Source organism: Nostoc mirabile CHAB5784, from assembly GCF_020829645.1.
Taxonomy (GTDB): Bacteria; Cyanobacteriota; Cyanobacteriia; order Cyanobacteriales; family Nostocaceae; genus Nostoc; species Nostoc mirabile.
The window spans coordinates 1-14,277 of record NZ_JAIVFS010000091.1 but is presented as its reverse complement, the minus strand read 5'-3'; the positions used below and the strand labels follow the sequence as shown (position 1 = coordinate 14,277).

11 protein-coding genes are annotated in these 14,277 nt (G+C 40.5%); 10 read left to right on the top strand and 1 reads right to left on the bottom strand.

What is annotated here, in order from left to right:
* The first annotated feature begins 12 nt into the window (after positions 1 to 12).
* From LC653_RS34675 to LC653_RS34645, 7 genes are all read left to right on the top strand, one after another.
* Positions 13 to 798, top strand: coding sequence for a hypothetical protein (locus LC653_RS34675; protein WP_229499395.1), 786 nt, complete (start codon positions 13 to 15; stop codon positions 796 to 798).
* A 17-nt stretch (positions 799 to 815) separates the two neighbouring features.
* Positions 816 to 2,681: a TrbI/VirB10 family protein gene (locus LC653_RS34670; RefSeq protein WP_229499393.1), complete on the top strand. Its 1,866-nt coding sequence runs from the start codon at positions 816 to 818 to the stop codon at positions 2,679 to 2,681.
* Positions 2,678 to 3,511, top strand: a complete 834-nt coding sequence (locus tag LC653_RS34665; RefSeq protein WP_229499391.1) for a hypothetical protein — start codon at positions 2,678 to 2,680, stop codon at positions 3,509 to 3,511. The genes LC653_RS34670 and LC653_RS34665 overlap by 4 nt, the downstream gene beginning before the upstream one ends.
* 17 nt (positions 3,512 to 3,528) lie before the next feature.
* Positions 3,529 to 4,941 carry a hypothetical protein gene (locus LC653_RS34660; protein ID WP_229499390.1) on the top strand — a complete coding sequence of 471 codons (1,413 nt, stop codon included), beginning with the start codon at positions 3,529 to 3,531 and terminating at the stop codon, positions 4,939 to 4,941.
* Positions 4,942 to 5,173: 232 nt separating this feature from the next.
* Positions 5,174 to 6,940, top strand: coding sequence for a type IV secretory system conjugative DNA transfer family protein (locus LC653_RS34655; protein ID WP_229499388.1), 1,767 nt, complete (start codon positions 5,174 to 5,176; stop codon positions 6,938 to 6,940).
* An 86-nt stretch (positions 6,941 to 7,026) separates the two neighbouring features.
* On the top strand, positions 7,027 to 9,282 hold the full coding sequence (locus tag LC653_RS34650; RefSeq protein ID WP_229499386.1) for a hypothetical protein: 2,256 nt from the start codon (positions 7,027 to 7,029) through the stop codon (positions 9,280 to 9,282).
* 244 nt (positions 9,283 to 9,526) lie between these two features.
* Positions 9,527 to 10,432, top strand: a complete 906-nt coding sequence (locus LC653_RS34645; protein ID WP_229499385.1) for a hypothetical protein — start codon at positions 9,527 to 9,529, stop codon at positions 10,430 to 10,432.
* A gap of 81 nt (positions 10,433 to 10,513) precedes the next feature.
* On the opposite strand, the gene tnpA is transcribed toward LC653_RS34645, so the two are convergent.
* Positions 10,514 to 10,876: an IS200/IS605 family transposase gene (gene tnpA / locus LC653_RS34640; protein ID WP_229499422.1), complete on the bottom strand. Its 363-nt coding sequence runs from the start codon at positions 10,874 to 10,876 to the stop codon at positions 10,514 to 10,516.
* Positions 10,877 to 10,964: 88 nt separating this feature from the next.
* Here tnpA and LC653_RS34635 point away from each other — a divergent pair, with 88 nt between their 5' ends.
* Genes LC653_RS34635 through LC653_RS34625 form a run of 3 tightly spaced genes read left to right on the top strand, consistent with a single transcriptional unit; the run spans position 10,965 to position 13,869 of the window.
* A complete protein-coding gene (locus tag LC653_RS34635; RefSeq protein WP_229499383.1) occupies positions 10,965 to 12,485 on the top strand; it encodes an RNA-guided endonuclease TnpB family protein in 1,521 nt (506 codons plus the stop codon).
* Between the two features lie 6 nt (positions 12,486 to 12,491).
* Positions 12,492 to 12,998 carry a DUF6884 domain-containing protein gene (locus LC653_RS34630; RefSeq protein WP_229499381.1) on the top strand — a complete coding sequence of 169 codons (507 nt, stop codon included), beginning with the start codon at positions 12,492 to 12,494 and terminating at the stop codon, positions 12,996 to 12,998.
* Between the two features lie 28 nt (positions 12,999 to 13,026).
* Positions 13,027 to 13,869: a hypothetical protein gene (locus tag LC653_RS34625; RefSeq protein ID WP_229499379.1), complete on the top strand. Its 843-nt coding sequence runs from the start codon at positions 13,027 to 13,029 to the stop codon at positions 13,867 to 13,869.
* Positions 13,870 to 14,277: the final 408 nt, after the last annotated feature.

The following is a 14,277-nucleotide window of genomic DNA, read 5'->3' as shown; positions in this document are numbered from 1 at the left end:
TAACAAATAATTATGCTTAAACCTAAATCTAAATCTCAACCAGCTCGCCTTCTCAGTTATGGTCAATCTACCTCTACACCTATTGCAATGGCAATCACCGTAACAGCAGGAGGAACTATCTTATCTATCCTATTGCAAATTGTAAATATTGGCATGAGTTCTAGTACAAATCATCATGTCAAAGGCATGACAGTTGTTCAACTTCAAGATGGGTCTATTTCAGCTGGTAAATTTGCCGCTCCCAACGAACGCGAAGACGAAACTATCAAACGCTTTATCTCAGATAGCATGATTAAAATGTTCGGTTGGAACGGAATAATCGAAGCAACTGAGAATGGCGAAAATGTTACTAAGCCTGATAAAGGAATAGATGTTCAAACAACAAAAAATAGTAGAAAAAGAATTCCGACTAGAGCTTGGGAAGCAGCATTTGCACTATCTGAAAATCAAGATTTTCGGGCAAACTTCCTCAAAAAATTAGCAGAAATTGTTCCAAGTAGTGTATTTAACGGTGAAGTTCAAGTCTCACTTGTCACCCGCCATATCTCAGAACCCAGAAAAATCAAGGATGGCAAATGGGAGGTTGATTATATCGGTACACTTGTCAGCTTCGAGAGAAATGAAAACCAAGGTAAAGGAATTGCCTTTAACAAAACAATTACTGTCGAAGCTGTCGATACTCCCAAATTACCAACCCAGCCAACTGAACTTGATAAAAGAATTTATTTAGTCCGAGAACCAGGTTTAGAAATCACCCAGATAGTTGATTATAATCTCGGCACAAATAAAAATAATTAGTAATCAAATATAAAACTATGTTACAGCTACAAGATGAGGTTTCAAATAAGCATGAGCTATCTTCTGTAGATAGTCTCTTACCAATCGAGAGTAAAAATAGAAAAACTGTAGAAGACGAAATTGAAGGTTCACAATATGAGGTAGTCGAAGAAGATGATATTGAAGTAGAAGACCCCGCATTAATACAAACTAAACACGACTTTGTTACATCTCCCTGGTCAAGATTAGGAATTATTGGTGGTGCATTTGGCGCTGGGTTTCTAGTTATATTTGTTGTCCTCAATGGCATGATGAATGGGGGTAGTAAAAATGCCAAAAAACCAGAAGTAACTCCTACTCCTACTCCCACGGTTGCCGCATCTGAGAAAAAAGAAGGGGATGTTTATGCCAAGCTTGCCCTTGCTAAACAACAGGAAGAACTTGATGCACTAAATGGTAAAGGCAATACGGAAGACAAACTAGAGAAAAAGGAAGCTACTGAAGAAGAACAATCCAAAAACAAAGAGAAAACACAGAAAACACGCCCTATTCCACAGCGAAGGGTAGTCGCTCAACAAACTTCCCCTCCTTCTAGAAGACGTGTATACCGGGAAGAAGCATCCGAACCTGTTAGACCAACACGTAGAGTAGTCGCCTCACAGCCATCACAGCCAATACCACCTCTGCGTCCTAGCGCTCCTTTGCCAAAACTTGCCAAACAAATAGTTGCCAGCAACCAGAGTGTTGCTAAAGACCCAATAGCTGAACTCGAACGCCTACGTAGTCTGGGTTCGGTTGGTCGGGTTGAATATATGCTAGCCAGTACCACTGTAAGTGAACCTACAAACCCAATAGTACAAGAAGTTACAGCTAAAACTGAAGAAACATTACGCCCAGCAGAACAAAATACCAATCGCTCTCGTCGCCGTAGCCGCCGCAGCGAGAATACCGAAACAGTTGCCAATACTTCTAATCAAATTGAAGAACTGCGCCCGCGTTGGCAACCTGTAATCACAAACGACAGTACTCCAGAGTATACCAACACTGGTGGCGAAGAGAACAATCAAGCCGTGCCAGTTATTTATAGCTTCTCGGTAAAAGAACCACAAACTAGCTCAGAACTTGCCAGTAGCAAAGAACAAACCTTAGAATCTAGTTTTATTGGTAATAAAGAAAACAATCCCCCTCAGCAAGTCGAACAAGTTGCAAATAGCTACCTGTCAGAAGAAGCACAGATACTCCAACAAACACAACCGCAGTATCTAGTTGTCGGTTCGTTTGCAAGTGCAACCCTGGTTACTCCGCTCGTTATGCCCCAAATCAGCAATAACGGTCGTTCCCAGGAGCAAACAAATACGTTACGGTTTGTCGCCCGATTGAACGAGCCGCTTTACAGCAATACTGGGGAAATAGCCATTCCCGCAGGAACGCAGGTAACTATCGCTATGATTTCGGTTGATAGCACATCAGGCGTGCGTGCCGAAGTCACGGCCATTCTCAAAGACGGCACCGAATACCCTCTATCACCTGGAACGATATCAGTCCTGGGAGAGTTAGGTTCCCCCCTTGTCGCCAGACCCTACGACGACAAGGGATCTGAAATTGCCAAATACGATGCCACCTTGGGGACAATAGCTGGTATTGCCAAGGTAGGGGAAATTATCAACCAGTCGGATGAAGAAATCACAGAAGATTTGCCTTTGGGTGGGACAAGAACCCGCAGCCGCAATAACAACCGCAACCTGGGAGCTGCCTTTATTGAAGGTGCTTTTGGCAAACTTAGCGAAACAGTCAGCAAGCGGACAGAACGTGCTACTGACGAAATCAACCGCCGTTCCAATGTCTGGTATGTACCTAAAGATACCAAAATCACAATCAAAGTTGATAGGTCAATCAAGCTGTGAAACTAAGAGATATAGGTGACTTTAGTTTAATTATCCCCTGCGCGATCGCCTTTAGCGGATGCCTCACCATCGCCTCCGTGTTTGCACCAAACCAACTTGTACTAGCAAATACTATCCGTCAAGTTGCAGCGTCCCAGGTGTCAGGGGAAAATGCCCAATTACAGACAGTTAAGGTCTGGCCAGGACATGGGGTATCAATATCGTTCTACAACACGAGAGAAATCATCAAGAAAATCTGGCTGGATGACCCATCTAGGTTTGTTTTTGACGTAGACGGATGCTTGGAAGGCTTGGGTAAGTGTTCTAACAACAGTACGGGTGCAGGATTAATTCATATTCGCCGCATCGAGACAGTAAAAATTCCCGGTTTACCACAAGCTGCTTACGGGGCGCACATGACGGTAATTACCGAATCTGGGTCAACAAGGAAAAGCTATCACTTCCGGATTGTAGCGGGCAGTGGCACACCAGAGTACAGCCAAATTGAAATTATTGGTGATACTCCCAGCAAGCCTGAAGAAGTAAAACCAAAGGTCAGTTACCCTGCATTATCTGATAGCAGACATATCGCCAAAGGGATGCAAGTTGTCCTAAAAAACCAGTGGGTTACGACAGATAGCAAGCTTTGGAAGCGCCTCAATCAACTTGTGGAGTTGCGATCGCAAGGAGAGGAACTTGTTGTCGCCGCCAGCACCACCGGAGTATCAATGCAGTTGGTTGAAAAACTCATGCTGCTAGGTGGAAAGCGCTTCTTAGAAATACCGCCACAGCGCAATAACACTCCCATAACACCAAATACAGGTAAAACAAACTTTCTCTTGAATCAATAATTTTTAAATAACCACTGATGTATAACGAAAATTTGACCTCCAACAACCAAATTTTAGATATCACAACCGAGGTAACTGCGATTGTACCAGTGAGAGCTGCAAGTCAGGAAACTACTCACAACAAAACCAACCGAGCGCTTGAGTATCGGATGGAAAAATTTAATAATTTACGCTACCTGATGGTAGCAGGACTTATTGCAGGACTTGCCCTACACGGGTTAATCCGGTTTGGAGGTAGCTACAATATCGGCAGTCTCCTATTCGGTGAGAAAGCAGTAGCTCTAACAGTTCCATCGAAGTATTCAAATTTGAACACTTCGATAGATAAGACAAAACAAACCAAACAGCCACAGCCCGTCGCAACTAAATACGTCAACGGCGCACCTACTCCTGACTGGAGCAGTATCACGTTCAAAAATATGAAATTTGGCGGTGCTGGCAGCGTCGAATTCCCTAATATCAAAAACCCTGGTATGAAGGAGACACGCGCCTGGAGCGCAGGACAAAGCCTTTCCGAAGTCATGGAACTGGGTGATTTTGAAGCAACTGAGTTCAATATTGAAGATTTCACGCTTGAAGATATCGCCACCATCACGGGAATTAACCTCAAAAATCTTAAACTGTCAGATTTTGAGACACTAAAGTGGCAAACACTCGAAGACCTCGCCGAAGCAATTCCCAAGCTTGAAGATTCAGAAGTTGGAGCCATCCCACCAATTCAAGAACTAGTGACCAAAGTAACAGGCAGCACCGCAAGCTACCAAACTGTTGGTGAAGTGCTAGACAATTATCCCGAACTGGGAGAAGTGGAACTTGGCAAGTATGTCAAACTCGATAAATATAAACTAACCAGCATCCCTGGTATTCAGGATGCACAGCTAAAGGACTTTACTAACTGGCAAAACACAACAATTAGTAAGGTTCCGGGATTGCCTGATGTACCGTTTGATAAGTTCCCTAGTGTTCCCATCCCCGATGTTAGCTTTATCGCCAAAGTAGACTTACCTCTCGGTTCGCTTGAAAGCGGACGCTGGAAGTCAATAAGCGGTAGCTATCAAGCTGGGTTTAATGTCCCGTGCGAGAAAAAGTGCGGTCACATCGAAGTTTCGGGTAGCGATATTGTGACTGGCGCACAGTGGATGTCCGGCAAAGACCAAAAGGTTAAAGGCGGATTCGGCATCTTGGGCAGCCTCAACGGTGGGAAAGAACCCACAGGTCGTCACCCCTTTGGGAAATCATTTAAACAAGTCATCTGGGACATTAACGAAGCTGACGGCAGTATCACCACCGCGATGTTCTTCCGTATCTGCAAGCGGGGATGGGTTGATTTGGGCTGCTCGCCCTACTTCATTGGCCCAGTTCCCTTCTTCAACTACCGCGAGATAGACCCAATTATCCTTGGTACACCCCTCACCGTACCAAATAAATAACAAGTATAGCATGAGGCAGGAGGTAAAACTCTTACTGTTCCTAGCATTCACGCTTTCAAAATGTCCTAACCTATGTGACTACGGCTATAAAAAGGCAAAAGAGAAGAATTTATCCTCTTGCTTTTAACTTTTGATTTAGAGAAGACATTCCACACAACTAATGGAGAAATATGCAACTTCACTTCATCGCATATTTCTTCGATTTACTCATGCAAAATTAGCACAGATTAATATGAATAATTATCTGTTTGCAACCGCTAAAACTAAGACTGTTAGAGAAGTAAAAGCTAACAATAAAAATAGCAATACTGACTTTAGTAAATATACAGACAAGCTAATGTCACCCCAAGGTTTGCTACTTGCAGGGGGAATTGGCTTAATGTTACTTTTACAGCTTTTTAGTAATGGTAAAAAAGGCAAGCTTGCTACTAGCTATTGGGGTGGAGCAAAGGAAACCGCCCAAGCTAAGAAAAAAGCCCTCAAGCAAATCGCCTCCCCTAAATGCGATAGTACCAGCTTATATATTGGCGTACACAGATACAAGGGTCAAAAACCACCCAAGGGGAGTGGGGGAGTCCCAGTTTATGTACCCGATGTTCAAAGAGGAACTGCTGTAATTGGCGCACCTGGTAGCGGTAAATCATTCTCGGCTATCAACCCGATGATTTACTCAGCAATTGACCAAGGCTTTGGTATAGTACTATACGACTTGAAGTATGCTAGTCAAGCCAAAATCGCCAGTTATGCCAAATCAAAGGGGTATGACGTACACGTATTTGCACCAGGATTCCCCGAATCGGAGGTATGTAACCCAATCGATTTTTTACGCGACAGTAGCGATGCTGAAACCGCAAGGCAGTTAGCTACAGTAATTAACAAGAACTTCCGCCTGTTGGGTAATGCGTCTGAGGATGCATTCTTTGGCCCCGCCGGCGACCAGTTGACGCAGGCTATTTTAATGCTAACTAAAGAGTTTGGCGATCGCGCTGATATTATGACGGCTGCGGCAATACTTTCCAGTGAGAAGATGGTCGAACGCTTGATGGCAGCAGCACTAAACCCCTGGATTAAGATAGCTTTTGGTCAATTATTTAGTTCGGCTGGCTCCGAAAAAACCGTGGCGGGTATCGCTGGTAGCGCTTCATTGATGTTCACCCGATTTATGGCAAGGGGTACATTAGGATGCTTTGTCGGTAAAACAACCCTCCCCCTGGAGGTAAAACGCAAACAGATGATTATCTTCGGGTTAGACCGCGAACGCCGCGATGCTGTCAGCCCACTGATGACCAGCATTCTCCACATGGTAGTTTCCCGCAGTATCGCCAAAAAACGCAAGGAAGATGGCCCATTAGTAGTATGTCTTGACGAGTTGCCAAGTATCTTCCTTCCAGATTTATTTAAATGGCTTAACGAATCTCGTTCCGAAGGATTCTGCGGTATCCTGGGTTGGCAAAATATGGGTCAGCTAGAAAAGATTTATGGTAGGGAAATCTCTAAAGCCATCCTCGGCGCGTGCGGCACAAAATTTGTTTTTAATCCTGGTGAAGAAGAATCTGCCAGATTATTTTCTGCATATTTAGGTGAAGAGGAAATTAAATATAAACAAAAATCTCGCTCAACTGGAGGGGGTAGGGCTAGCACATCTATCAGCGAACAAGAACGGACTCGGAAGCTATTCGAGCCTGCCCAATTCCTTAAATTACCACCTGGTAAATGTCTATTTATTAACCCAGCTTATAGTAATAAAAATGAGGGTTCAGTACCAATATTAAAAAATATCAAAATCCCGAAATATATTATCGGACTCGAACAAGAAAACGATACTAAGTGGGATAAAGTCATTAAAGAGCTTGCTAGGAAAATTACCCATAAAAAACCCACACAGGAAGATTTAGATTTGCGAGTCAAGGAAGTAGATCGGAAGTTTCCTATCCCACAAGCACCCGTACAAGCAGGCAATGCACCGTTACCTGTTGATGCGTACAAGAACTTTTTCTAAAAACTTTAAGTTTGATAATCAACAGGTTTTTGTAAAGCACAATCAGACTGTTTGAGTTGATAGATTATTTACACCACAATTAATATATGTTTGACCCCAGACACACTCAAATTAATGAATCATATTTAAATACAGCCGATACTGCAATTAAAACAAGTCGGGAATTAAGTAAAACCCTCATCAATGCACTGACTAAGATAACTAAAGTAATTCTCGAAAAACTCAAAGAAGCTCAAGAAGCAAGTAAAATCGCAGTTGAGATTGGAAAAGATATCTACAATCTTGTACCTGATGAATCTACCCCTGGTGCACATAAATGGGAGAAGGTAGATTTAACCAACCAAAGTATTAAAAGTAATCAAGAAACTAATATTGTGTTAATGCCCGATCTATTAATAGAAGGTCAATACACAATAGAAACTGAACCTTTTACAGACTATCAAGCACAAAGAATTGCTGCCAGATTAGTAGAAGATGTACCCAATTTAAATAGTGATTATCAGCAAACAGGTGAGATCGCTCTGAAAATTACAGCTTATCTGGAGTCAGATGGTTCAGAAAAACAAATCGTTGTCTACGAACAAAATAGCGAAGGTAAATGTACAACTAATCTCGTCACTGAAATACTTACCCCAGATGAAATAATAGATGTAGCGAGTGAACCACTGATTAAGCTACTATCTCCATCTGCTGAAATTCTTGAAAATTCTGAAGATACAAAAGATTTATTATTTGATAATGAAAATTTAACTGCTATAGAAGTAAATCCACTGTTAGATGATAGTCATCTGACTATAAATAAGTTACTACAAGATGAAAACAGCGAAAACAGTTCGCCTATAACTCAAGAAATAAACTCATCTGTTGAAATAGAAGCAGATGAGAGTTTTGAAGATGATGTGGTCAATAATCTTCAAGAAGAAATAGCACAGTCCAAAGAAATTATTCAAATCAGAGAGATAGTTGTTAGTAACTACCAACCTCAAGATAAAACTGAAGGAGAGGTAAACGAAAATGCAACTCGCAATCAGTTTTTTGCACAAGAGCCAGAGGAGCTAGAAACTAATAATCGAAACAAATATGCACCTGAATTTATCTATCAAGAAGTAGCTAACTCCCAATGTGTAGAGCCAGCAGCGCAACAGTGGGCGCGTCAGGTTGAAGTACCTATCTATCAAATTAATAATAAACAAGCGCGGGAGGAACGCTACAACGGGGAAAATAAAGACATTGCTGAAACCGCGATGACAATGTTGAAAAAATACGGCACTCTTGAACAAGATGGGTCGCGTATTTACCGTAGCGATACATTTGTGATTCGCCAAGAGGGAGACACTGTTAGCATTCACCGCCGCAGTGATGAACTCTTTGGGTGGGAAAACTCCTTAATGGATTTTAAACTCAACAAAAAAGAGGAACCCAAAATCACGAAAAAACCTACTGAGATGTTACCTATTGAACGTCAGGAGTTTCTGATAGTGGCAGAGTACTTGGGCGACAATGGCAAGCTCCCTGACCTCAACAATGCCGATATCCGTGATGTAGCAAATAGCTTGGGAAGTCTTGCACCTGCTGGCACGATTAAAACCCTCGAAGTATTTAAACAAAACGAGATGTTGCATACCCTCAATAACGTCCTCATCCAGGCTGATAAGGAAGAACTTACAGTAGGTGAATTTACCATCAAGCGTACTCGTGAACCCGAAAATAATCGAGCCAGCCTGCAATTATTTAAAACTACTCAAGAGAAAGGTACTCAGGAACTTGTCCGGTTTGACTTGAATAAAACCGAAGCTGGGATTACTAAAGAAGTCAGTAAGATGAATATTTCTGACTACGACATCAACCAAGTCAAGTTTATTGCCCAAAACGCCAGCAAGCTCAACTTGGAACAAATCTTTGGTAATGAACAATCTACACCCGCAGCTGCACCCAAAGAACGAGTAATACAAGCAGCTGGTGATATGCCTGTGAAAGTTCACCCATATATCGCTGAGGAATGGGCGAACATGGTCAAGGATGGTGGTCCTGACTGGGGAAAGGCAATGAACCAGGGTAATGAAGAGATTCTTCAACGGATAAATGAGAATGACGGCAAGTTACCAATTGCCGACCAGAGGGAGATGTACTTCAAGATTTTAAACCATAAGACAAATGAAGCTGAAAAGAAAGGAGAAACAGTCGTCGATTTTGTTCCCCTCAAAGACATTATGAGCGACTTACAACAATGGCGAGGGGAAGAAATTCGGCAGCAATATACTCCAACTGAACACATACCTTCTCCTCAACGGCAAACTGTTGTGGCTGCACCTAAAACCAAGTCTGGAGAGGTTGAGTTGTAAACTAGCTATCACCAAGTTGTCTAATACCAAGTTTGCAAAGTCACTTTGACAATATAAAAACTTTGGTTGATAAGTTATCCCAATTTGTACGAGTTACAAAATTTAAAAAGCTTACTTTATAAGCTTTTAACTGATTTTGAATGATTAGTATCTTTACTTAAATCAGTAACGCGATTAAAACAAAAATTACTACGTAAAGCTCACGCAGATACTTAATGTAGTATCTCAAACAAAAAACCAAAAAGTGAGCTTAACATCTGAACTAAAAAATAGAAACTCACCTATCAGGAGATGGTTTGACTCTAGACTCAATAAGACAGTCATCAAGATGATCGCTAACCATAACCAGCTATTAGAAAATCAAGAAATTATCAGACCAGTTGATGGGGTAGATTTCCCCTTAGTAGGAAGTGCGATGCCTTCGGCGGGCGTAGCCATCGCCAAAGCACTTGCCAAGTATTTAGGAAACATCTATGAAGACCAAACATGGTTTACTAATTGTCTTGCTCAGGTTGGAGCAAAAGCCCTCAAAATAGAATATACCTTCGATTATTCCATTAAAAATTCAAATTCACTTGAAGAAGAAGCTCTAAAGTGTATGCTCTTGGGTGCATTAGAAAATTATGCTCGTAGCCGTAATATTCATGAGATTATTCAACCTTTTCTACAAGGAGAAAAATCCCTTCAGATGGAACCAGAATACTTCAGAAAATGGCTTCCTAGTATCCAAGATACATCTCAAATTATGGGTGTTGTACCCCGTACCTGGCAAACAGTAGCTAATCAAGTGAGTGGGAATATTACCTGCAATGCTTCATACCCTTTAAGTGAATACCTTGGAGGTGCTGATTGCCAGATAATTGCTGGAAATACTCTCATCGATGTACGAACAACTGCCAAAAAGCGTCCCTTCTCTCTAGAGAATTTTTACCAACAAATTAGTTACGTCCTGCTTGATAGCAATAATGCCTATAGTATCAATCAACTGGTCTGGTTTTACAGCCGCCAACAGTCGGTATTCTTCTATCCTACTGACAAAATATTCCGCGACTTGCAAGCAACAAGAGAAGAATTTAAGAAAATGATTCTTGATAATTATCACACAAATAGGCTAGCAGAACAAAACAAGTGTTTATATCTTCCTCAGTAAGGATAAAAATATGATTCAAGACTTTCAACTTAATCCTAGCTTCAATATTTACTTCGATGGTATGGAGTATCACGCCAAGATTCACTTTGATGATGCTTTTGAAACTGAAGCAGAAGAAATTGCAGCAAGTGATATTAGCACTCTTGCTGTAAAAGTCTCTAATCGTTGGCGAAAGTATGAGTTAGTCCACAAAGAAGGTAATCGGCTTTTTAATTCTGGAAATTCCAATCTTACATACCTTGAGCTAGCACCTTTAAATCTCTTAACCGCTCGATGCACTCCAAACTGTGGGTCTACCTCAATCAATAAATGCACATGGTCTGGCATTATCTCCATTTCTAGAATTTCTACATTAATATCAAGTGCTATTTGTGCTATTAATTCTTTAAGTCTCGAAGCAATAGCATTAACCAGTACTTTTCGCCTGTATTTTGGACAAGAAATAACGTGGTATTTGCACGAATAAACAACATTGCATCTATAATGATAAAATACAAAGAACTAATAAATAAGTATTGGAAGGTGATAAATTTTGGCAGCAAAAACACCTAGTTTTATAACTGAAATTCCATTAAGAACAACCTCTAAAGACATGGCTGTACTTGCTGCCAGATTAGAAGCAGGAAGACAGTTGTATAACGCTGTATTGTCTGAAGGTTTAACTAGATTAGAATTAGTTCGTAATTCTGAACTATATAATCAAGCTAAACTAGTTCCAAAAACTAACAAAAAAGAACGTGCTACAGCTTTTCAAAAAGCGCGTGAAGCTTATAGATTTAGCGATTATGATTTACAATCTTTTGCCAATGCAACAGCTATAGCTAGTGTTTGGATTAAATCAAATCTTGACGCTCAAACTATTCAAAAAATAGCAACCAGAGCGTTTAAAACTTTAGAAAGATTAATTTATGTAAAGGCTAATAAAGCTAGATTTAAACAAAAAGGACAGTTTGCGTCTTTAGAAGGTAAAACTAACAAGCAAGGTATTCGCTGGACTGGTTCTAGTGTTGAATGGTTAGGGTTAAAACTTTCGGGAATTATTGATAGTAATGACCCTGTATTATTACATGGTTTAAATTCTAGGATTAAATATGTTCGCTTAGTGCGTCGTATTATCAACCAAAAAACTTACTGGTACGCTCAGTTAGTTTGTGAAGGATTAGCTTATCAAAAGCCAAAAAATGTTATTGGTGATGGTATTGTTGGTATTGATTTAGGTGTTTCAACTGTTGCAATAGTTGGAGATAATCAAACTATTTGGCAACCATTCGCTGAAGAATTAACTTCTAAGCAAAAGAGAATTAGAAGATTACAGCGAAAGATGGACAGACAAAGACGCGCCAACAATCCTGATAATTTTAATCCCAATGGCACTGTAAAAAAAGGTGTAAAACGCTGGCATACATCAAAACGATATAAAAAGACTGCTAACAAAAAACGTGAAATTGACCGCAAACAAGCAGGACACCGTAAGTCTTTGCACGGTCAATTAGTAAATCAAACATTAGCTTTAGGTAAAACAGTTAAAACTGAGAAAGTTAATGTTAAGGCTTGGCAGCAAATTTACGGTAAGTCAATAGGTTTTAAAGCACCATCAAGTTTTCAATCAGAACTAGTACGCAAGGCTGAAAGTGCTGGCGGTACAGTTCTAAAGTTCTCTACTCGAAAAACTGCACTGTCTCAAACTTGTTTGTGTAGTAATAGGCAGAAAAAATCATTATCTCAACGTGTCCATGATTGCTCAGAATGTGGATTACGTATGCAACGAGATATTTTCTCTGCTTATTTGAGTAGGTACGTTGATCCAAAAACAGAAACTCTGTCAATCCCATCAGCTAGAAATGGTTGGTTAGGGATGGAACAATCCTTGCTAGACGGTTGGCGGAGCGGGTCAAATCAATCAGCGAGAACTGCGACTAGTTCAAAGTCACCTATCAATAATGGGTCAGAGTTGATGTCTAGTAATCCAATAGCGCGTGAGGAGTCGGAGCCAGTGAGGGCAAACGAAACTTGCTACGCAAGTTGGAACCTCATGTCTTTAGGCATGGGGTAGTTCAGTATGGGAAGAATCGCCCACAACCTCAATCTGGCGATCGGCACCTACAGAAAGTTCACTCCCAAGGAAAAAATCTATCTGGTTGCTGGATGTGGCAAGCAGCTTACCTACCCTGCTGCCGCCAAAGACTTATATTATTCCCAGCACTTTCAAGCGTGCCGTCGCTACGTAGAAGAACAAGAGTCAAGATGGTATATTCTGTCGCCATTACATCAAGTCATTAACCCAGAAACAATCATCAAGCCCTACGATAAATCCCCCTATTCCTTATCTCATCAGGAACGCATACTATGGGCACAACAAGTAGCAAAAAGTCTCATACAAGTTGCGTCCCCGGAAATAGAGTTTGTATTCTTGACGGGTAAGCTTTACAGACAGGAGGTAACACCAATTCTACAAGCAAACGGATACGAGACAAAAGTACCAATGCAGCACCTAGCCATTGGACAGCAACTTGCTTGGATAAAGAAGGAACTAGAGCAAGAAAAACAGCTTGTTTTAAATATATAACTTAGTAGTAATAGCACCAAAATGATTTATGGAGACTACAAAGCGAGTAATTAATATAGGTGAAAAATTCGGTAGCTGGACTATATTAGACAAACAAGGAAGGCAAGTATTATGTCAGTGTGATTGCGGAACCCAAAAACTTGTCTACAGTCACACTCTCACTAATGGGCAGTCAACTAACTGCGGTTGTAAGAAAAGAAAAGAATCCATCCAAGTTGGGGCAAATTTCGAGAGACTAACAGTTATATCTGATGTAGAAGTTAAGGGTAAAAGGGGTGAACTACTACTCCTTACCCGGTGCAGTTGTGGAACCCAAAAGTATGTCAGTAAAAATAGCTTAAAAAGAGGGCTTACGCAAAGCTGCGGATGCTTGCAGCGCGAAACCCTCAAAACCGATAAAACTATCCACGGTAAATGCAAAAGCCACGAGTATAACTCCTGGTTACACATCAAGCGCATCTGCTATAACAAGAACCACCATCAGTACAAATATAATGGCGGGTGCGGAATTGAAGTTGATGCATCCTGGCGCGATAACTTTACCCAGTTTCTAAAAGATATGGGATCAGCACCTGAAGGAACAGTTATATCACGCATTGACCAAGAGAGTAACTTTGCCCCTGGAAATTGTCTATGGATACCCAGAAAAGAGCATTATTGTCAAATACATTTCTTAAGAAGAAAAGAATTATTTATTTCTCAAACTTTACCTGAACCAGTCGTTACAAATTGTGAGATTAATATTTCACCAAACATTATTCGCGCAATTATCAAAGCTCATGCAAATGGTGAAGCCAATATGAATAAACTTGCTACACAATATAAAATTAGCACTCAAGATGCAATAAATATTATCCTTCACCACGCTTAATCATCAATTAATTTTTAATAAAAGTGCGTCATCCATCGATTCAAATGGCGCATTTTTTATTTCTAAGATTTTCTTATTATTCAAAAAATCTCAATCTGTTAATACATTAATCACCACAGTTGTTACACACATAATGAGAACAGACATTTATTATGAGTAATTCAGAAATAATCACCAATATTTAAATAATTTCACTGAGTATAAATTTTACTGTAAATGCTGTTAATAATGGCAATTTATAACTGAGTATTCATACAAATAATAAATCAGTCTCTAGGTAGAAACTGGAGTTTAGACTAAAAGCGATATGAGAGAACGCAAATCAAATGGAATTAGAGATTAAAAATATTATCTTGTCAGCCTCAAAGCATCCGCGACCTTTAACAATTCTGTAGTATATCTGCTCCA